The 19,505-nt window shown below is 71.6% G+C and carries 19 protein-coding genes and 1 pseudogene; 11 read left to right on the top strand and 9 right to left on the bottom strand.

Annotation, left to right across the window (positions count from 1 at the left end):
• Positions 1 to 91: 91 nt before the first annotated feature.
• A complete protein-coding gene (locus OG767_RS21000) occupies positions 92 to 604 on the bottom strand; it encodes a hypothetical protein (protein WP_405090135.1) in 513 nt (170 codons plus the stop codon).
• A 371-nt stretch (positions 605 to 975) separates the two neighbouring features.
• On the opposite strand from OG767_RS21000, the gene OG767_RS20995 reads away from it, so the two are divergent.
• Complete coding sequence (locus OG767_RS20995; protein WP_405090134.1) at positions 976 to 1,311, top strand: hypothetical protein; 336 nt, start codon at positions 976 to 978, stop codon at positions 1,309 to 1,311.
• A gap of 122 nt (positions 1,312 to 1,433) precedes the next feature.
• Here OG767_RS20995 and OG767_RS20990 read toward each other — a convergent pair whose 3' ends face one another.
• Positions 1,434 to 1,910, bottom strand: a complete 477-nt coding sequence (locus OG767_RS20990) for a DUF6326 family protein (RefSeq protein ID WP_405090133.1) — start codon at positions 1,908 to 1,910, stop codon at positions 1,434 to 1,436.
• Between the two features lie 187 nt (positions 1,911 to 2,097).
• Between OG767_RS20990 and OG767_RS20985 the strand changes: the two genes are divergently transcribed.
• Both OG767_RS20985 and OG767_RS20980 read left to right on the top strand, forming a co-directional pair.
• Positions 2,098 to 3,231 (top strand): sensor histidine kinase, encoded by a 1,134-nt coding sequence (locus tag OG767_RS20985; RefSeq protein ID WP_405090131.1) that lies wholly within the window; start codon positions 2,098 to 2,100, stop codon positions 3,229 to 3,231.
• The gene (locus tag OG767_RS20980) at positions 3,228 to 3,884 is read left to right on the top strand and encodes a response regulator (protein ID WP_405090129.1); all 657 of its coding nucleotides are present in this window, start codon (positions 3,228 to 3,230) and stop codon (positions 3,882 to 3,884) included. The genes OG767_RS20985 and OG767_RS20980 overlap by 4 nt, the downstream gene beginning before the upstream one ends.
• Positions 3,885 to 4,010: 126 nt before the next feature.
• On the opposite strand, the gene OG767_RS20975 is transcribed toward OG767_RS20980, so the two are convergent.
• Both OG767_RS20975 and OG767_RS20970 read right to left on the bottom strand, forming a co-directional pair.
• Positions 4,011 to 6,707: a sugar-binding protein gene (locus OG767_RS20975; RefSeq protein WP_405090128.1), complete on the bottom strand. Its 2,697-nt coding sequence runs from the start codon at positions 6,705 to 6,707 to the stop codon at positions 4,011 to 4,013.
• 705 nt (positions 6,708 to 7,412) lie between these two features.
• Positions 7,413 to 7,991, bottom strand: coding sequence for a MarR family winged helix-turn-helix transcriptional regulator (locus OG767_RS20970; protein ID WP_405090127.1), 579 nt, complete (start codon positions 7,989 to 7,991; stop codon positions 7,413 to 7,415).
• A 248-nt stretch (positions 7,992 to 8,239) separates the two neighbouring features.
• Here OG767_RS20970 and OG767_RS20965 point away from each other — a divergent pair, with 248 nt between their 5' ends.
• The 4 genes and pseudogenes from OG767_RS20965 to OG767_RS20950 all read left to right on the top strand — a co-directional run bounded on the left by OG767_RS20965 (position 8,240) and on the right by OG767_RS20950 (position 10,844).
• Positions 8,240 to 9,076, top strand: a complete 837-nt coding sequence (locus OG767_RS20965; protein ID WP_405090126.1) for an EamA family transporter — start codon at positions 8,240 to 8,242, stop codon at positions 9,074 to 9,076.
• Positions 9,077 to 9,156: 80 nt separating this feature from the next.
• Positions 9,157 to 9,801, top strand: a complete 645-nt coding sequence (locus OG767_RS20960; RefSeq protein ID WP_405090125.1) for a hypothetical protein — start codon at positions 9,157 to 9,159, stop codon at positions 9,799 to 9,801.
• 37 nt (positions 9,802 to 9,838) lie between these two features.
• A pseudogene (locus tag OG767_RS20955) lies at positions 9,839 to 10,494 on the top strand (glycosyl hydrolase family 18 protein); the annotation flags it as partial.
• Between the two features lie 176 nt (positions 10,495 to 10,670).
• Entirely contained in the window at positions 10,671 to 10,844 is a 174-nt protein-coding gene (locus OG767_RS20950; protein WP_405090124.1) for a hypothetical protein, read from the top strand.
• A 25-nt stretch (positions 10,845 to 10,869) separates the two neighbouring features.
• On the opposite strand, the gene OG767_RS20945 is transcribed toward OG767_RS20950, so the two are convergent.
• Genes OG767_RS20945 through OG767_RS20935 form a run of 3 tightly spaced genes read right to left on the bottom strand, consistent with a single transcriptional unit; the run spans position 10,870 to position 13,172 of the window.
• Entirely contained in the window at positions 10,870 to 11,550 is a 681-nt protein-coding gene (locus tag OG767_RS20945) for a GPP34 family phosphoprotein (protein WP_405090123.1), read from the bottom strand.
• Positions 11,547 to 12,266, bottom strand: a complete 720-nt coding sequence (locus tag OG767_RS20940) for an ABC transporter permease (RefSeq protein ID WP_405090122.1) — start codon at positions 12,264 to 12,266, stop codon at positions 11,547 to 11,549. Before OG767_RS20940 ends, OG767_RS20945 begins: the two co-directional genes overlap by 4 nt.
• A gap of 24 nt (positions 12,267 to 12,290) precedes the next feature.
• A complete protein-coding gene (locus OG767_RS20935; protein ID WP_405090121.1) occupies positions 12,291 to 13,172 on the bottom strand; it encodes an ABC transporter ATP-binding protein in 882 nt (293 codons plus the stop codon).
• Positions 13,173 to 13,279: 107 nt separating this feature from the next.
• Between OG767_RS20935 and OG767_RS20930 the strand changes: the two genes are divergently transcribed.
• From OG767_RS20930 to OG767_RS20920, 3 genes are all read left to right on the top strand, one after another.
• Positions 13,280 to 14,434, top strand: a complete 1,155-nt coding sequence (locus tag OG767_RS20930; RefSeq protein WP_405090120.1) for a sensor histidine kinase — start codon at positions 13,280 to 13,282, stop codon at positions 14,432 to 14,434.
• A complete protein-coding gene (locus tag OG767_RS20925; RefSeq protein WP_405090119.1) occupies positions 14,431 to 15,033 on the top strand; it encodes a DNA-binding response regulator in 603 nt (200 codons plus the stop codon). Before OG767_RS20930 ends, OG767_RS20925 begins: the two co-directional genes overlap by 4 nt.
• A gap of 157 nt (positions 15,034 to 15,190) precedes the next feature.
• Positions 15,191 to 16,423, top strand: coding sequence for a glycoside hydrolase family protein (locus tag OG767_RS20920; protein WP_405090118.1), 1,233 nt, complete (start codon positions 15,191 to 15,193; stop codon positions 16,421 to 16,423).
• A gap of 81 nt (positions 16,424 to 16,504) precedes the next feature.
• Here OG767_RS20920 and uppS read toward each other — a convergent pair whose 3' ends face one another.
• Positions 16,505 to 17,281: a polyprenyl diphosphate synthase gene (gene uppS / locus OG767_RS20915; RefSeq protein ID WP_405090117.1), complete on the bottom strand. Its 777-nt coding sequence runs from the start codon at positions 17,279 to 17,281 to the stop codon at positions 16,505 to 16,507.
• A 59-nt stretch (positions 17,282 to 17,340) separates the two neighbouring features.
• Positions 17,341 to 17,940, bottom strand: coding sequence for a flavoprotein (locus tag OG767_RS20910; protein WP_405090116.1), 600 nt, complete (start codon positions 17,938 to 17,940; stop codon positions 17,341 to 17,343).
• A gap of 331 nt (positions 17,941 to 18,271) precedes the next feature.
• Here OG767_RS20910 and OG767_RS20905 point away from each other — a divergent pair, with 331 nt between their 5' ends.
• Positions 18,272 to 19,462, top strand: a complete 1,191-nt coding sequence (locus tag OG767_RS20905) for a hypothetical protein (protein ID WP_405090115.1) — start codon at positions 18,272 to 18,274, stop codon at positions 19,460 to 19,462.
• The last annotated feature ends 43 nt before the right edge of the window (positions 19,463 to 19,505 follow it).

Genomic DNA, 19,505 nt, shown 5'->3' with positions numbered 1-19,505 from the left:
GCCAACGCCTAAGTCGACGGGACACGTGCAAGCTTTTCTTGGCTGATTGCCGGGGCGGCGTCGGTCCGATCAGCGGACGGATGTCGAACTGTCAGAGATGGAGCGACAGCCCGGCGAGCGCGGGGAGCAGTGCCACGACCATCATGCGGGCCGTGCGGCCGAGGAGGCATGCGACCGCGAAGACCGCCGTGCGCATCTTGCCGGCGGCGGCGGTGAAGGTCATCACGATGAGCGGTGGTGCGCCGGTGAAGGCGCTCACGAACAGCAGCAGCGGGCCGGTGATCCGGTGGCGATCCGCCGAGACCACCGTGACCAGCCTGTTCGCCATGCGGCGCAGCCGACCGGGGTGCTGGCTCGCGGAATCGCCGCGCCGGACCACGAGGGCCCGCTTCCTGGCGAGCCAGTGACGCAGCATCGGTGACCGCAGTGTCCCGCGCGCGGTCAGGAAGATCGTCAGCTTGCCGACGCTCTGACCAAGGGCTGCCGCGGCGGCCAGCAGCGCGGGGTTGGTCGTCGTCGTGGCGACCAGCCCGACGAGGTACGGCTCGGCAGGCACGACGGGAAGAAAGGCCGAGATGAAGCCGACTCCCACGGTGCCCAGCACTTCGGGTATCACGCTGACTCAGGGATGTCGCGGCGTAGCGATCGGGACTCCATGGAGGTCGGCACCACCCTGGCTGCAGTGACGGATCGGCGCCGCCACGAATGGACTCCCGGGGAGCAGATCGCGCACGGGCGTCGCGAGCACCGGGACGGTCGTGGGGACCATTGTCCTGCACGGGCGCGTGACGCGCGGGGAGCTGCCGTGGTCCGTCGGGTGATCGGGCGGGCCGGGTCCGTCGACATAGGCCGGATATAGATGTCGCCCATACCCTTCTCCCGCGCGAACGGCTGTTTGTCGAGAGAGAGAAAATGATGAACGGATTGAGGACGAGGGTAGGACGTGCCGCGACTGCGCTGGCCGGGGCGGCCCTGTTGGCGATCACGCCCGGAACGGTCGCAGTGGCGGCTGCCGCGCCTGTCGCCGTGGCGGGGGGCGGTTGCAACGAGCTTGAGATCTGGGGTTACGGGGACGGCTACGGGTTGACGCCCGGGACGACGGTGACCATCACGGTCGACGTCTGGCAGATGTCCGACCTGGAGTCCGAAAGCCGTACCCAGACCGTGGCCCCTGACGGCACCATCGCCGGGCACTCGTTCTGGACCGAGGACATCATCGCCTTCGCCACCGCGAAGGCGACCATTCGAAGCGGTGCGGGAACGGTGCTCGCGGTGAGCCCCGAGGTGTCGATCGGCTGTCCCCCCTGGTAACCGAACCCTGAACGGTGCGCGGCAAGGTCGACACTTGCCCCGCACCGTAGGTGTTTCCGGGTCGTACGACGCGACGTGGCCTCAGACCGTCGGGGACGCCCGGCTCGTGTCCCGGGCCGCCGTCACCGCCGGGCCTCGGCGAGGTCGCGGCCGGCGGTGACTCGAGTTCCCCGCGGCCAGGTCCACGCGGCGCGCAGGACGAAGGCCAGGAGCAGCAACTCGAGCCCGATGGAGAGGCCGTAGAAGGAGACGTACGTCCAGGACTCGCCGTCCGCGTTGTACACCGAGACGGGGATGTAGAGCGTCGCCACGACGAGGTTGGCGGTGCGGTTGACCCGGGCCGGGAGTGTCGTGGAGAGCAGGATCATGAGGATCGGGACGGCCATGAGCGTGAGCGCGAGGGCGACGAAGGTGGGGCCGGTGTCGAACTCGTGAACGACGCCGCCCCGGATCTCGTCGATGAAGCCGGGCTTGTACAGGGCGAGGTAGTCGACGTAGAGGTAGAGGAACATGAAGCTGGTCCAGGCCGCGGCGAGCTTCGCCTGGACCGGGAGGTGCGGCTCCTGGAGCGCGCCGGCTGGTTTGTCGGTTCTGATCATCGGTTCTCCTGGGTGCTGGTGTCAGCCGGGTCGGCTCACCCGACGTCTTCACTATGAGCAGCGCCGACGGGTGCCACATCCGCTCGCGGGCTCGCGCTGTCCCGGTCCCCGGCACGGGAAAGCCGCCGTACTTTCGGCTGATTCGCCCGAGCGGCGACCCTCCTACCTTGTCCGGGAGGGGGGAAGCATGGTTGCTGGGATCTGGGCTGAGCCGCGTCCCGCGCGCCCGCCGGTGCGGGTCTGGCGGGACTGGGCGCTGTCCTCGGCTCTCGTCGCGATCTCGCTCGTCGAGATACTGCTGCGCGACGACCGGGCCTGGGCGCCGCTGCTGGTCGGTGTCAGCGTCGTGGTCGCGGCGTGCCTGCTCTGGCGACGCACGCGGCCGCTGGCCGCGGTCGCCGTTGCCTTCGGGACCGTTCTCGCGTTCGACATCGCGAGGATCGCGGTCATCGATGCCACAGGTCTGCTGGGCATCGCGGGCCTGCTGGTGCTGCCCTACGCCCTGCTGCGCTGGGGGGCAGGTCGAGAGGCCGCCCTCGGACTCGGCATCATCCTCGTCTGGCTACCCGTCACCCTCGTCGCGGACCCGACCTCACCCGCGGAGAAGATCGCCGGTTACGGGTTCTTCCTGTTCTCGGCCGCGCTCGGCGCGGCGGTGCGCTACCGCGCCAGAAGCCACGAGCGCGACATCGAGCAGGTGCGGCTTCGTCAGCGCAACGAACTCGCCCGCGAGCTGCACGACACGGTCGGCCACCGGGTCCTGGCCATCGCCGTCCAGGCACAGGCAGGTCGCGCGTTGTCCGCCGCGGATCCGCAGCGCGCGTTGGCCACCCTGGTCACGATCGAGGAGGAGGCGTCCCGGACGCTCAGGGAGATGCGAGCGCTCGTGGGGGTGCTGCGCGACGGAACGGACGCCGACCTCGCCCCCCGACGGGGGGTGGCGGACGTCGAACGACTCGCTCGTCCCGGCGGCGAGGTGCTGGGCGTCCGCGTGCGGGTCTCCGGCGACGTCGAGACCGTCGAGCCGGCGGTCGGCACCGCGCTCTACCTGATCGCCGCCGAGGCGGTCACCAACGCGACCCGCCACGCCTCCGGCGCCACCGGAGTCACCGTCGACGTCACCGCATCCCGCGGCCAGGTGCGCCTGCGGGTGCGTGACGACGGTGCGGCGACCACGACCCGCTCCCCGCACGCCGGCTACGGGCTGCGCGGCATGGCCGAGCGGGCGAGCCTGCTCGGCGGCACCCTCCGGGCGGGACCTGACCCGGACGGCGGCTGGAGCGTCGACGCCTCGCTGCCCCGGAAAGCGCGGGCGTCATGACCATCCGCGTGCTGGTCGCCGACGACCAGGACATCGTCCGGGCCGGGCTCTGCATGATCCTGGACGCCCAGCCGGGCATCACCGTCGTCGGTGAGGCCGCCGACGGCCGCCGGGCGATCGCCCTGGCCCGTTCGCTGCGTCCCGATGTGTGCCTGCTGGACATCCGGATGCCCGAGGTCGACGGGATCGAAGCCACCCGCCAGCTCGCCGGCGCCGACGTCGCCGATCCGCTGCCCGTCGTCGTCATCACCACCTTCGACCTCGACGAGTACGTCTACGGCGCGCTGAAGGCAGGCGCCCGAGGCTTCCTCCTCAAGGACGCCGGCGCCGAGATGCTCGCCCAGGCCGTCCATGCCGCCGCCCGCGGCGACGCCCTGATCGCCCCGAACATCACCGCGCGGCTCCTGTCCTCCTTCGCGAACAGCCGTCCGCGTCCGGTGCCCCCCGAGCCGGTCGAGCCGCTGACCGCTCGCGAGGAACAGGTCCTGCTCGCTGCCGCCCGCGGGCGGACCAACAGCGAGATCGGCGACGAGCTGGCCATCAGCCTCAGCACCGTCAAGACCCACATCGCCGCCCTGATGCGCAAGCTCAACGCCCGCAACCGCGTCGAGATCGTCATGTGGGCCTACGAGACACGCCGCGTCGGCGCCTGACCGGTGCCCGCATACGAACCCGGAAGCGGGAGCGCCGGAGGGCCGGACAAGGCGCGGAACTCACCTCGGGCGGGTCGCGGCCGGGACCGGAACCCCCGCCGGTCGGCGGGGGTTCCGGCACGCGGATCAGGTCAACGGGACCTGGCGGGCGAGTGCCGCACCGCCGCTTTCGAAGGCGGCCAGGACGGAGGTGGGCGTGCCACCGGTCACCGGCACCAGGACGGTGACCGGGCGTCCGGGACGGAGCCGCACCGTGTGCTCACCGAGCGACCGCTCGCCGTCGTAGGTGTGCAGGTACGCCGTGCCGGCGCGGTCGGCCCGGACGGTCACCCGCACGCCGCCGGCCACCTGTCGTTGGCCGGTCAGTCGCAGCGCCCGTTCGGGCAGCCGGGCCACGGCGGCCGGCGCGACGCCGTCCACCGCCGACTGCGCGATGGTCTGCGCGCTGTGCACGCTGCGCGCGGCGGTGTCCGGGAAGACGGGGGCGGTGGGCTGCCGGTCCGCCGGCGTGAGGCCGGGCAGGGTGACCAGCCCGTACCGGTACGGGTCGGCGCGGACGCCGGTGAACGTGGACCAGCCGAGCCGGGACTGGGAGCTGAGGTCCTGGGTGTCCGAGTCGTAGACCAGCACGTTGAAGCCCATGTGCGTCGGGTCGATCGCGTCGGGCAGCACCGCGAACGGGATGCGGGCCTCGATGGTGTAACCGGTGTACGGGGCGGTGACCTTGCTGACCACGGTCATGCCGGGGGCGGTCGTGGCACCCGGTCCCTGCCGGTTGTCGGCGTCCCGCTGCCAGCACGGCGGGTCGCCGTTGGCGGGGTCGTCGGTGACCGGGAAGATGCCCGCCTTGAACACGGTGGAGGTGTCCGTCGAGTTCCCCTTGGGGTCGACGATGATCTCGACGCTGTCGGTGCGCCGCTGTCGCTTGCAGTCCTGGGGCACCACCTTCTTGCCGAGGACGTCATCGGTGACCTGCACGAAGACGAGGAGGGCGTCCTCGGTCCAGGCGATCCGCCCGGTGGCCGAGGCGTCCTGTCCGGTGGTGGCCTGTCCCTCCCAGATGCGGGACAGGTCCAGTTCCGCGCCCGGGTACTCGCCGGGGCCGGCCACCCCGTCGACGGCGTGGTTCTGCCCGGCGCGCGGGACCACGCTGGTCGGCACGATCTCCAGGGCGCCGGTCTCCACCGTGCTGCCGGTGCCGCTGGTGGTGGTGATGGTGAATCCGTAGTCGCCGCCGTCGCCGCCCTCGTTGGCGGTCGGCAGGCCGGCGTCGCTGTTGGTGACGGTGAAGGTGACCGCGCCGGTGGCGCCCGGCGCCAGGCCGGTGTAGCTCTTCGTCGCCGCGTCAGCCGTGAAGCCGGCCGGCAGGCCGAGGGCGACGGTGCCGCTCTGCGTCGTCGTGCCGTGGTTGCGCAGGTCGATCCGGACGGTCCGGCTCTTGCCCGAGCCGATGGTCAGCACCGGCTTGATCAGGGTGTCCAGTTGCGGGTAGCCGCTGTCGCCGGCCCAGCTCCGGAACAGCCCGACCTCGGGCAGCGGCTCCAGGGTGCCGCGTACGTCGGCGACCACCCGGACGGCGCGGTCGGTCCGGCCGGCGCCCTGGCCGGTGGTGAGCGACGCGCCGAGCAGGTGCTGGGCGTTGGTGCCGGTGCCGGCCGGGACGGTCACGGTGAAGGTGGCCGTACGCTCCTTGCCGGCCGGTACGGCGCCGCGGAGCGCGCCGGAGCCGGTGGCGGTCCAGCCCTCGGGCAGCCGCAGCGCGATCCGGGGCGCGGTCAGCGCCCGGTTGCGGGGCGCCCGTACGTGGGCGGTGACCGTGACGCGCTGCCCGGGGGCGAGGTCGAACCGGTCGGCGGTCAGCTGGAACTCGGTGCCGCGGGGCAGTCCGCCGGCGGCCGGGGGCAGCACCGACCCGCGCAGGATCGCCTCGGGTGAGGTGTCCGACGGGTCGTACGGGACGCGGCTGTCGACCAGGGTGTAGAAGTCGCAGCGGATCGCGGCGGGGTCGGTGGGGGCGGCGGCGGTGCTCGCCCAGCCCTGGGTGACGTACTCCCGGCGGGCGTCGACCTCGATCTCGGCCCAGGTCCGGCCGTCGGCGGCGCGAGTGCCCTCCCAGACGCCGAACACCTGGTCGGTGGGGACGGTCGGCACGAAGCTGGAGGCGCACCGCGGCCCGGCCGTCGAGGTGCCGGTGCCGCCGGTACGCAGCAGCTTGGCCGCCCGGAACGGCGTGAGCCCTTCCCGGGTGAGCTGCTCGGGGAAGGCTCTGGGGTCGGCGGCGGCGTGGAACGCCTCGGCGGCGAACCGGGCGGCCTGCTGGTGGTTGCCGTGGTTGCCGGGGGTGGGGGACGGGTTCATCGTCATCAGGATCTCGGGCCGGGTCTGCCGGATCACCCGGACGATCTGGCCCAGCGTCTCGTCGTGGCCCCAGATCTGCTCCGACAGGGGCGCCGAGGCCGTGTACCAGAAGTCGACGCGGTCGAGGTTGTAGAGGTTCTCCACCCCGGCCTTGCCGATCGCGGTGCGCTCCTCGCGCTCCCGGATGATGCCCAGCGGCGGTCCCTCCTCCAGGCCGACGGCGTTGCCCCCGCCCTCGCCGCGGGTGATGGTGACGACGCCGGCCTTGGCGCCGTACTTCTCCTTCCACTGGCCGAGGGTGGCGAGGCTGCCGGCCTCGTCGTCGGGGTGCGCGCTGACGAAGAGCACGTCCAGGTCGACCGCGTCGGTGGGGCGGGCGGTGGGGGGTGCGGCGTGGGCGACGACCGGTGTCCCGGACAGGGCCAGGGCGAGCGCCGTGGGTAGCAGGAACGCCTTGATGCGCATGCAGATCCTTTCGCGTGCGGCGAGGTCCGCGCAGCGGCCGACGACGTCGGGCGCGGCTGCGCCGACGGCGGGGGTCGCGGGTGGACGCTGAGTGGGGCCGCCGGGGGGCGGCAGGCCCGGGAGTAGCGGCGTGGGACGGACGCCGGTAGCACGGCGGTCCGTACACACTGGAAGGCCTTCGCCGGAGACGCTAGGGACCGGCGCGGCGGCTCGTCAATGCTTTGCAAGGACTTTCTTAATTTCCAGAAGAAAACAAGTCGCCCAGTAAACCGCAGCGCGTGGGTGCGGCGCGCGATGCCTGTCCGGTGCGCACCGCACCTGGAGTCGGCGGCGTTTTCGCTGCCAAAGCGCTTCGGGTGTACGCCGCATCAGCCTTTCGGCCACTTGACCGCTTAATTCGTTCGCCGTATGAAGTAAAGGTGACTGACATGGTGCTGCCACCACCGAGCCGGGTGGGTCGAGTGCGGGCCGGGACGGTCGGGCGGTGGCCCGTGAGCCCCGCTCCGCCCAGCCCTTGCGGTGCAGGTTGTCCAGGACGCTCATCACCGTGGTGTAGGCGAGGGCGGCGAACAGGCCGGCGAACGGCTTGTCGCGACGACCGCCGGTGAGTTGCCGGCCGTCATGGCACCGGTGGGCCGGCCGGCGGGGTCGCTACCGGATCACTCGATGCCGGCCGTCCGCGCCGACAGGCCGTCGTCGCTCGTTTCACTCGGCAGTGACTGCGGGATCCCCGGTCTTCAGCGTTGCGCTGATCTGCCTGAGAGTGGCTCGTTGCTCCTCCGTCAGCGCGTCTGTGAAGTGTGTCCGCACGGCGGCCTCGAGTTGCGACTCGGCCCGTTCGAGGGCTTGGCGGCCGAGGTCGGTGAGCTCGATGTCGTCGCCTCTGCCGTCAAGCGTGCAGGGGACCCGTGCGATCAGATTGCGGCGCTCCATGCGGCCGAGTTGACGGGACAGGCGGCTGCGTGACCAGCGCATTCGGTCGGCGAGGGCGGCCACGCGGACGCAATGGGCTGCCCGCGTCGACCGGGCGGCGTCGGGGAGGAGCGGGACCAGCCAGGTGGTGCGTTCTGGCGTCGGGTCGCGCTCTGCGAGCGCGTTGACGGCCGCCAGGACGTCGACATCCGGCATGGACAGGTCGACGGCCGCCTCGAGGTCGCGGGTCACGCGGGCGTCGAGGAGCAGCCGGATCTCCCGGTAGGCGACCCATGCCTGCCGGTCGGCCGGCGGCAGCGGTCGGGCGTTTGTCTGCCGACCTGCCAGGGAAGGCGGCGGAATGTTGGTCACGCCGCCAGTCTAACCGCATCTTGTTGATGTGTAACCAAGTTCGGGCTAGGGTGAGCCTGATGTTGGTTACATGTAACCGTTATGGAGTGTGTGATGGCTGAGCGGGCGGGGGTCGACAGCGGCCTGGAGCGGGGTGCCGAAGTCCCGGAAGCGCGGCTGGATGCCGTCAGGGGTCTTGATGCCGGGGCGCGTCGGTGCCCGCACCGGGACACGGCGGCGACGAACCTCGCGCCCACCGTCGGTGACGCATGGTGACCGGCGCGGTCGTCCTCGCCCTCGTGTCGGCCGTGAGCTGGGGTGTCTCCGACTTCCTCGGTGGGGTGCGCAGCCGCCGGCTAGGGCTGGCGCCGGTGCTGCTCATCTCCCAGACCGCGGCGCTGATCCTTCTGACGGCGAACCTGGCGGTGCTGGGGACGGGGCCGCCAGGGCCGGCTCACCTGATGGCTGCGGCCGGTGCGGGGCTCAGCGAGTTGGTGGGGGTCGCTGCCCTCTACCGAGGGCTGGCGCATTGTCGAGCGAGCGTGGTGGCGCCGGTCGCGGCGGCCGCTCCGGTGGTGCCGATCGGTGTCGGGGTGGCTCTGGGTGAGGTGCCGAACCTGCTGCAGTTCGCAGGGCTGGGCTTCCTCGTCGCCGGGATCGTTCTTGCCGCGCACCAGCGGGGATCAACCGGCGGCGGTACGGCGGCCGCAGTGGCGCACGGGGCGGTCGCCGCCGCCGGATTTGGTGCGTTCTTCGTCTTCATGGACTTCGCAGGAGCCGGTGGGATCCCGTGGGCGCTGGTGGTGTCACGCCTCACCGCGGTCATCGGAATACTCGGGTTCGTGCTGGCCGTCCGGGCGCAGCTCAACGTGCCGTGGCGAGTGGTGCCGAGTCTGCTACTGATCGGCGTTCTCATCATCGGGGCCGACGCCGCTTACACCGCCGCGGCGCAACTCGGCTACCTGAGCATCGTGGCCGTTCTCAGCGCGTTTCACCCGGTGGTGACCATCGTGCTGGTCGCCGCGGTGCTGCGCGAGCGAATCGACCCCGTGCAGCGAATAGGCATCGCTGCGGCGCTGGCCGGCGTCCTCATCGTGACCGTCTGACAGCGGAACCGGACCAAGGCGCGGCCCACAAGGGATAACCACGAGATCGGCCGTTCGGGGAACGGGAAACAGGGGTTCGGATGGACGACGACGAGCGGGAACAGGCGCTGGTGGTGGCTTTCTCGAGCGAGCGCAGCTCCTTGCAGGCCGCATACACCGGCACGATCACCGAAGCGAACGGCAGGCTCTCGGGATTCCTCGCGGTGCTCTCCGCGGCGATCATCGGCTTGGGACTCGTGGCCGGCAAGAGCGCCTTGGTCTGGCCGTTTCTCGCGACGGTCCTGCCAATCGTTTTGATCTTGGGAGAGTTCACCTTCCTCCGGCTGGCCCAGACGATGACCGAGAGCGACCTGCTCGCCGTGCGGATCCAGCAGGTCCGAGCGTGGTATCGGGATCACCTGATGCCGGACGACGGCTACTTCGCCGAGGTGGCCCCCACCGGGCAGAGCGCGTCCGAGGCGACCTGGACGGACGTGGGCGTAAAGCCGCGGTGGTGGCAGTTTCTGCTCACCGCGGCGGCGACGGTGGGCGCCATCAACGCGTTGCTCTTCGGGGCGGGCCTGACGATCGCTCTGGCCGCGGCCGGAGTGACGCTCCCGGTCGCCGTCGTGGTGGGCGTGGCAGGAGTGTCCACCTTCTTCGCCGCCCACCTCATCTACATCATGCGAGGGGTGCCCACCTTCCGCCGTGGCGACAGCCCTCGCGATACGTTCCCGCCCGAGTGAGTCGGAGCTGTGACATGGTCCGCCGACCACGTCCCCCACGGCATCGGCGAGCGCCACGGTCACGGCGTCGCCGACCGCGCCCACCACCAAGCCCCCGACGGCGTCGCCGAGCACCGGCCCGACGTCCTCGCCGACACCACCACCACCACCGCCTCCGCCGTCGACCGGCGGCAAGAAGGTGGTCGGCTACTTCGCCGAGTGGGGCGTCTACGGCCGTAACTACCACGTCAAGAACATCCACACCAGCGGGTCCGCCGCGAAGATGACCCACCTGCTGTACGCCTTCGGCAACCCCACCGGCGGCCGGTGTGCGCCGGGCGACGCCGACGCCACGACCGGCAAGGCGTACCCCGCGGCGGACAGCGTCGACGGCAAGGCCGACACCTGGGACCAGCCGCTGCGCGGCAGCTTCAACCAGTTGCTCGAACTCAAGAAGATGTACCCGCACCTCAAGGTGATCTGGTCGTTCGGCGGCTGGACCTGGTCGGCCGGCTTCACCCGGGCCGCGCAGAACCCGGCACGGCGTACGCCAAGTGCGGCAGCAACTGGTGGAGCTACGACACCCCGGCCACCATCGGCGGGAAGATGAGCTACGCCAACACCCAGGGCCTCGGTGGCGCCTTCTTCTGGGAGCTCTCCGGAGACACCAGCAACGGTGAGCTGATCGGCGCCATCAAGGGCGGTCTCGGCTGAGCCGAGGACCAACGCGCCGCTCACCGCGAGCGGGGAGTGGCCGAAGCGGCCACTCCCCGCTCGTACCCGGCTGCCCGGTAACCCGATGCCAGCCGGTCGCCTGCGGGATCCGGTGGTCACCGGCGCCGACCGTGACACCACGTCACATCCGGTCGTGACACCGTGGCGCTGACGCCGTGGCTGCGGCCGCGCTCGTGCGGCGTGGCGTCACGGATCCGGAACCACTGCCGTACGAGACGCTGGTGCGGATCGACGCCTTCGCGCCCAACCCCGGTGACATCGTCGGGCTGGACGACGTCACACCGGGAACGGTTCCCGGCTGGGACGGCAGTGGGGCAGCCCGCCGGTGAGATCCAGTCCGTCGGTACGGTCGCATCAGCCGCGCGGAAGCACGGTGATGGCCACGATGGCGCTGTTGACGACCGTGGCCGTCACGGTACGGGTCACGGCCTGCGCCGCGGCGTCGGCTCCCCAGTCGCCTCGTTCCAGTTGCTTGGCCCGCGTGATCACCGACGACGTCCACGGGATCTCGCGGTCGAACTGCGGGAGAGTTCCGCTCGCTGAGAGCAGCGCCGCGAGCGCGGCGATGCGGGCCGGTGGCGGCGTGTCCGCCGAGAGGGCTTGCCGGACGTCGGCGAGCAGACCCGCCCGGCGTCCGGTCCCACCCTCCCGGAGGGCTGTCGTACGGAACAGGCCGAGGACCTTGTGCGGCCTCCGGTCGAGGTCGCCGCGCGCGATCAGCCTGTCCAACACCGGCTCGCGCAGTGGAGGGCCGATCGCCGCGAGTGCGGTCTGCGCGCCCCTCGCCTTCGCGGAGAGGTAGTCCCACGCCGGACGCAGGAGGTCGTCCGACGGTGGGTGACCCGCCACGCTCCTGATCCGGCCCCGGGCCTCCGTGGCGAGGTGGTCGCCGAGGGCGAGGTCCGCCAGGACGGCCCCGCCGAGCACGTAGAAGAGCGTGTTCTCACCCGCGATGGTCCCGGACCGGGGCTGGAACAGCAGCAGCAGGAGATCCTCCACCAGGGTCGGTGGGTCGGACCGGTGCTCGGTGGTCATCGGCGGGGCTCCCAGCGGAAGAGTCGGGTGGCCAGGGCGACGGCGACGACGACCCAGCCCAGGGTGGGCGCGAGCAGGAGCAGGGAGTCGGTCACGGCGACACCGCCGTTCCAGGCGTTCCTGGTCAGTTCGGTGGCAGCGCCGCCGGGCAGCAGCCGCTTGAGCCAGGAGAGGTTCTCGGTGCCGCTGATGCCCACCCAGGTGGCCACGGCGATCACGCCGAGGGTGACCGGCAGGGTGGTGACCTGGGCGTGCTCGGGAGAGTTGGTGAGACCGGCGGTGGCCAGGGCCAGGCCGATCATCATGGCCAGGGTCGCCAGGACCGCCAGCACCAGCAGGGCGGCGTTGGCCGGCCCGCCGGCGACGACGGCCAGCGCGGTCAGGATCGCGGCCACCTGCACCACCGCGATCGTGGTGGGCGGCAGCAGCAGGCCGGCCAGGATGGTGGAGTCGGCGACAGCGGTGGAGCGCAGCCGCTTCAGGAAGAGATTCTGGCGTCGGGAGGCCAACGTGGTGACGGCGGTGGCGTAGAGCCCGAACGCGGCCACGGTGAACAGCACGATCGCCGCGATGTAGCCGAGGCTGCCGATCTCGGCGAAGATCTCGTGCTGGCGGACGAAGACGGCGGAGACAACGACCGGGATGATCAGGCTGGTGATCAGCACCAGCCGGTTCCGGAAGATCTGGATCAGCTCGCTGGACGCGATGGACAACATGGGACGCTCCGGTTCGAAAGAGGTTCAGCGGGTGACGGCGCGGAAGACGTCGTCGAGCCGGGTCGACCCGGCGTGCAGGTCGCGCAGCTCCACCGCGTGGTCCTGGGCCCACCCGAGCAGGGCGTGCAGGTCCTTCTGCAGGGCGAAGGTCTCGATCACGACGTTCCCGTCGGCGTCGACGGCGGCCTGCGCCGGCAGCACCGGCGCCGGTTCCGCGAGGGAGAAGCGGATCACGGCCGGCAGGCTGCGGGTCAGTTCGGAGACGGTGCCCTCGCGGTGGAGGACGCCCTGGTGCATCAGCCCGATCCGGTCGGCGCGCTGCTGCGCCTCCTCCAGGTAGTGCGTGGTCAGCACGATGGTGGTGCCGTTCTCGCGCAGCCGGTCGACAGTCGCCCAGACGGCGTCGCGGGACTGGATGTCCAGGCCGGTGGTCGGCTCGTCCAGGACGATCAGCTCCGGGGTGCCGTAGACCGCGGTGGCGAAGTCCAACCGCCGCTTCTCGCCGCCGGACAGTTGGGCCACCCTCCGGCCGGCCCGGTCGGTGAGGTCGACCAGGTCGAGCACCCGGTCGACGTCGTCGTGGCGCCCGCTGAGCCGTCCGATCAGACCGACGGACTCGCGGACCGTGAGGTCGGGGGAGAAGCCGCTCTCCTGGAGCATCACCCCCGTGCGGGGACGCACCGTCCGCCGGTCATCGGGGCGATGCCCGAGGACGAGTACGGTGCCGGAGGTCTGCCTCCGGTGCCCCTCGACGACCTCAAGCGTCGAGGTCTTGCCGGCCCCGTTGGTGCCCAGCAGCGCGTAGAGCTCCCCGGGTCGTACCTCGAAGGAGAGGTCCTTGACGGCGTGGAAGTCACCGTAGGTGAGGTTCAGCCGGTCGACTTCGATGACGGGTGTGGTGGACATGCACCCATGACAGCGCGAGTGTGCCCGGCGTGGCAGTGGCGCGGTGTCATGACCGCGTGTGACGTGGTGTCACTGGTCGCCGCCGGTGATCGTCGGATACTGGGGTGGTGACCGCACCAACGCCGCGCTTCACCGCTTCGACGCAGAAGAGGCTGCGCCGGCTCAACCTCGCCGCCTCACTGCCGCCGGTGGTGTTCGCCGCCGTGGTGCTGGTCTACACCGACGCGCGTACCTGGTGGCACGTCGCCGTCCTGGCGCCCGGGGCGGTGGCGGCCCTGGTGGCCTTCGAGCGGTGGACGGCCGGCGACCTCGACCGGTTCGCGCTGCCCTGCGCGGTCGTGGCGGCACCGGTGTGGCCATTGGGAGTGCTGGTGACCGGCAGTCCCAACGCGTACTGGGGGATCTGCGCCGTGGGTTCGCTCGCGCTGCGCCAGGTGCGGCGGCGCCGCGCCCTGGTGATGGCCGGACTGTTCTCCTTCGTCGCCGTGGTCGGCGCGATGCGGCTGCTGGTGCAACGGGACGACCCGGGTGACGTCGTGGTGCGCTACGTCCTCGTGCCGACCGTCCTCACCGTCGTCGTGACGGTTCTGACGGTGGTGGGGGAGCGGTTCTACGACCTCATCCGGGAGCTCGAACAGACCCGGGAACGCGAGGCGGAGCTGGCCGTGGTCCGGGAACGGGTCCGGTTCGCCAGCGACCTGCACGACATCCAGGGCCACACCCTGCACGTGGTCAAGCTCAAGATCGCCCTGGCGCAGCGGCTGCTGGACCGCGACACCGCACGGGTGGCCAAGGAGCTGCGAGAGACGTACGCGCTGGTCAGCGACACCATCGCGCAGACCAAGGAACTCGCGTACGCGCAGCGGCGGCTCAACCTCACCGCGGAGATCGAGAACGCGAAGAACCTGTTCGAGGCCGCCGGCATCCGGGTCCGGGTGACCCGGGAGGCCGAGGTCGACACCCGGGTCAGCGAACTGCTCGGCCAGGTGCTGCGGGAGACCACCACCAACATCCTGCGCCACGCGCAGGCCGCCCGGGTGCAGATCACGCTCGCCCAGACCGGCATCACGATCGTCAACGACGGCGTGACCGCCACCGGGCTTCCCGAACTGCGGGGCCTGGCGGCGTTGCGGCAACGGGTCGTGGACGACGGTGGCGAGTTGTCCGTGGAACAACGCGACGGGCGGTTCCGTACGGCTGCGGTCTTCGCGCCCGCCCGCGCCGACGCGGCCCCCACGGTGGCGAGGGAGGACGGCCGATGACGAGCATCGTGCTCGCCGACGACGAGGTGTTGTTGCGTACGGCCCTGGCCGCGCTGCTGCCGATGGAGGGCGACATCACCGTGCTCGCCGAGGCCACCGACGGCGGGACGGCGATCGCCGCGACCCTGCGACACCGGCCCGACGTGCTGGTCATCGACCTGGAGATGCCGGGCGTGGACGGCCTGGAGGCGGTCGCGGAGATCCGCGGCGTACGGCCGGAGCAGGTGATCCTCATGCTGACCCGGCACGCCCGGCCGGGCGTGCTGCGCAAGGCGCTGCGGCTCGGCGTGCAGGGCTTCGTCAGCAAGTCCGCCGAGCCGGCCCACATCACCTCGGTCATCGCCACCCTGCACGCGGGCAAACGCTGGATCGACCCGGACGTGTCCGCGCTCGCCGTCACCGAGGACTGCCCGCTGACCGACCGTGAGATCGACGTGCTGCGGGTCACCGGGGAGGGCTACTCGGTCGTCGACATCGCCGCCCGGCTGCACCTTGCCCCGGGCACCGTGCGCAACTACCTCTCCAACGCCATGCGCAAGACCCAGACCCGGACCCGCCACGACGCGGCCCGGTACGCCCGCGAACACGACTGGCTGTAGCGGCCGTCCGGCGACCGCTCGGGGGTTCGGCGTGCTCACCTGTCGGCGTCGCGGTCCGATCGGATCGCGTGATCGGTGAACCGACTGTCGTCCCCGACCGTTGAAGGCGCAGTCCCGCCTGTCGTAGAGCGGGTCCGGCGAGTGGTGGAGGGGTCGAATGCAGATGTGGCAGCGGGGCGGCGCGCACCGGGCGGTGCGCGCCGTGGTGGTCCTCGGTGCGGTCGGGGCCGTGCTCGGCGCGGGTCTGGCCGTGGTGCCCACCGCGCGGGCAAGTTCCCACCCGACCATCGTCGGCGCCGGCGGCAGATGCGTCGACGTGGCGTGGACGCAGACCGCCAACGGCACGCCGATCCAGGTCGCCGACTGCAACGGCACGGTCGCCCAGGACTGGTTCCACGACGGCTCGGGGCCGGTGCGGGCGCTGGGAAAGTGCCTCGACGTGGCGGGCGGCGGCCGGGCGGACGGCACGCGCATCCAGTTGTTCGACTGCAACGGTACCGGCGCGCAGCAGTGGCGGTTCACCGACGGGCAACTGGTCAACACCGGCTCCGGCAAGTGCCTCGACGCCCCCGGCGACGCCGACGGCACGCATCTGCGGCTGTGGACCTGCACCGGCGGCCCGGCCCAGCGGTGGAGCGTGCCGGGCGCACCGCGTCCGGCCGGCGCGGCGGGGAAGAAGGGCGTGAGCACGTGGGCCTTCCCCCGGGTCGCTGACGGCGTCCACGCGGTGGGGGCCGGCTGGTACTACGACTGGTCCGCGAACCCGGACGACGTCCCGGCGCAGGCGGAGTTCGTACCGATGATCTGGGGAGCCGGCGCGGTCAACACCGGCGAACTCGACAGCGCGCGGCGCTCTGGCACCACGCTGCTCGGTTTCAACGAGCCCGACCTGCCGCAGCAGGCGAACATGAGCGTCGAGCAGGCGCTGACGTTGTGGCCGCGGCTCGAACGGACCGGTATGCGCCTGGGCAGCCCGGCCGTCGCCTTCGGCGGCGACGTCCCCGGCGGATGGCTGGACCGCTTCCTGAGCGGGGCGCGTCAGCGCGGCCTGCGGGTGGACTTCATCGCCCTGCACTGGTACGGCTCGGACTTCGGCCCCGCCGCCCCGCAACACCTGATGAACTACGTGCAGGCGGTGCACGAGCGCTACGGACTGCCCGTGTGGGTCACCGAGTTCAGCCTGACCAACTTCACCGGTCATCCTCGCTACCCGAGCGCCGGGCAGTTGACCGAGTTCGTCCGCGAGGCCACCGCCCGGCTTCAGGCGGCCCCGTACGTGGAGCGCTACGCGTTGTTCGCGCTGCCCGCGTCGGGGGAGGCGGCGGCACTCGGGCTGTATCGCGAGGACGGCGTCCTGACCCCGGCCGGGGATGCGTACCGCGGGTCATGAGCAGCCCCGGCGGGAGGGTGAGGTCGTCGTCCTCGCCCTCCCGCCGGCGGGCGGGGGAAGGATCGGCGCTCGCGCTGGCGCTCAGGCCCCGAAGCGGCGATGCCGGGCGGCGTACGAGCGAAGGGCCCGGAGAAAGTCGACCTTCCGGAATCCGGGCCAGTACACGTCACAGAAGTACAGCTCCGAGTAGGCCGCCTGCCACAGCAGGAACCCTGACATCCGCTGCTCGCCACTGGTGCGGATGACGAGATCCGGGTCCGGCTGGCCGCTGGTGTAGAGATGGGCCCCGATGTCCTCGGGGGTCAGTCGTTCGGCCAGCTCCTCCATCGTCGTGCCGGCGCGGGCTTCCCGGACGAGGATCGAGCGCAGCGCGTCGACCACCTCTTCGCGACCGTCGTAGCCGACGGCCACGGTGAGGTGGAACGGGGCGTTCTGGTTCTGGGTGTTCTCCTGGGCCAGCTTGAGCGCGTGCCGGGTGGAGTCGGGCAGCCCGTCGAGCCGCCCGGCCAGGTGCAGCTCCCACTGGCCGGGACGTCGGGACAGTCGGGCGGCGATCACCCGTTCGATGATCTCCATGAGGAACTGGACCTCCCGCGGCGACCTCTTGCGGAGGTTGTCGCTGGAGGCCATGAAGATCGTCACGTGGCTGATCCCCGCCTCTGCGCACCACCCCAGCACCTCGTCGATGTGCTCGGCCCCGTGATGGTGCCCCATGCTGGGGTTCTCCAGCCCCATCTGGCGTGCCCAGCGGCGATTGCCGTCCATCACCATGGCGACGTGGTGCGGCAGGGGGGCGTCGGCGAGCTGCGACCAGATCCGACGGGCGTACAGCCGGTAGAGCGCGTTCCGGAGGATCACCGTACAAACCTACCAAGAGTGGGTTGATCGGCGTGCCCACGTACCGCGGCGGGGTCGGCTCAGGCGACGGGATCGACGGTCTGCTCGGCCCCGGTGGCTTCCTCGCCCTCGGCGGCGAGGGTGGTCTCCAGCCAGCTCGCGATCAGCTCGGCGACGGTGTCCGGCGGCGGCATGGCGATGCCGATCGCGTTCTCCCGCTGCCACAGTTCGAAGATCACGCGTTCCTGCGGTTCCACCACCGTGTGCCCCTCGTCGCGCAACGCCTCGACGTGTCGCTGGGTGACCCGCTTGACCCACATGGAGCGGTTCATGCTGGGGAAGAAGAGCGACGGGCGGTCGCTGGCCAGCAGCGCGGTCTGCGCCGGCGTGCCGGCCAGGCCGAGGGCCGTCGCGGCGAGCATGTTGGCCGTCGCCGGCAGCACCACCAGGCCGAGGGAACGCTTCGCGAACTCGGTCGGATTCAGCGCCGGATCGGCGCTGGTCCAGACCTCGTCGGCGTACCAGGCGGCCACCTGGGGCGGCACGAAACGTTCGGCGCTCGCCGTGAGCAGCACCCGCAACGGCAGGTCGATCTCCTGGCGGAGCCAGGACAGGTACCCCGAGGTCGCCATCGCGGCGCTCGAGCCGCTGACGATCACCGACAGTGCGTCATCTCGCATGGCGACAGCGTGGCGTGACGACCCGGTCCCGGACATGGGGGAGCGGCCCCGTCTTCGCGCCCCCGCCCGCCGGGAGTTTGGGGGCCGTTCCCCATGCCGTCCGGACCGGCCGGGTGGCAGGTTCTTCCCCAGGCCCCGGCCGGCCAGCCACCCCGACGCCCGTCCGAGGAGGTGAACGTCATGAAGAAGATCACGATCCGCAAGACCGGTTCCATCAAGCTCACCACGTCTGCGCCGCTGTACTGCACGGACTGCTGCTGACCGGTCCGGCCGCCCCGACGCCTGTGGCGCCGGGGCGGCCGTCACCGGCCGTCACCGCGATGGAGGTCCGATGTCACCCACCCGCTTGGAGTTCCACCCGCTCACCTACGTGCCGGAGCGGGACGGCATCACGGTCGGCCGCGTCGACGCCGCCTCCTTCGCCATGCTGCCCGAGGACGGCGTCGCGCTGCTGCGCCGACTGGCCGGGGGCATGCCGGTCGACGAGGCCGAGCAGTGGTACCGGCGCACCTACGGCGAGACCGTCGACATGGCCGACTTCGTGGACGCGATGCGCGAGCTGAGGTTCGTCCGGGCCGAGGGGGAACCGCTGGCCACGCCGCCGAAGGTGCGTTTCCACCGGCTCGGCCGGTTCGCCTTCTCCCCGCTGGCCTGGGTCGTCTACCTGCTGGTGATGGGCGCCGCCGTCGTCGCCATGGTGAACCGACCGGAACTGCGCCCCCAGGCCGACCACGTGTTCTTCGTGCCGTCCCTGCTCGGCGTGCAGGTGGGCCTGGCCCTCTGCCAGTCGCCGGCCATCCTCTGGCACGAGTTCTACCACCTGCTCGCGGCCCGCCGGCTCGGCCTGCCCACCCGGATGCAGATCGGCCGCCGGCTCTACTACGTGGTGGTCGAGACCGAGCTGGACGCGCTGCTCACCGTGCCGGCGCGGCGGCGCTACCTGCCGATGACGGCCGGCCTGCTGGCCGACGCGGTGCTCTTCGGCGCGCTCGTGCTCGCCGCCGCGGCCGACCTGTCCGACGGTCTGTCCTGGCCGGGACGGCTCGCGCTCGCGGTGGCGTACACCGTGTTGCTGCGGATGTCCTGGCAGTTCTACGTCTTCCTGCGCACCGACATGTACTACGTCGCCACCACGGCCCTGGGCTGCACCAACCTGGACGAGGTGAGTCGGGCGTACCTGCGCGACCGGTTCGGCTGGTTGCCCTGGGTGCGCCGGGCCGACTGGGCCGAGGGCGACTGGTCGCCGCGGGACCGGCGGCTCGCCCCCTGGTTCGCGCTTGTCACCTGCGCCGGCGTCGGGGTGCTGCTGGTCACCGTCGCGCTCTGGACCGCGCCGCTGATCTGGGAGTTCGGCACCCGGGTGGTCAGCGCCCTCGTCAACGGCTCGCCCACCGGGCCCGGCTTCTGGGACTCGGTCGCCTCCCTCCTGTTGGTCGCGTTCGAGCTGGTGCTGCTGCCGCTGCTGGCCGGGCGGGTCCAGCGCCGGCGGGCGAAGAGCCCGAGCCCCGCTCCGGCCGGCTGACCGCCGCCCGCCCACCACGACCGTCCACGACGGCCACCGAGCC

It is taken from the genome of Micromonospora sp. NBC_01392 (assembly GCF_045040125.1).
Lineage (GTDB): Bacteria > Actinomycetota > Actinomycetes > Mycobacteriales > Micromonosporaceae > Micromonospora.
The sequence above is the reverse complement of the archived record's forward strand: the minus strand, read 5'-3'. Positions and strand labels throughout refer to the sequence as shown.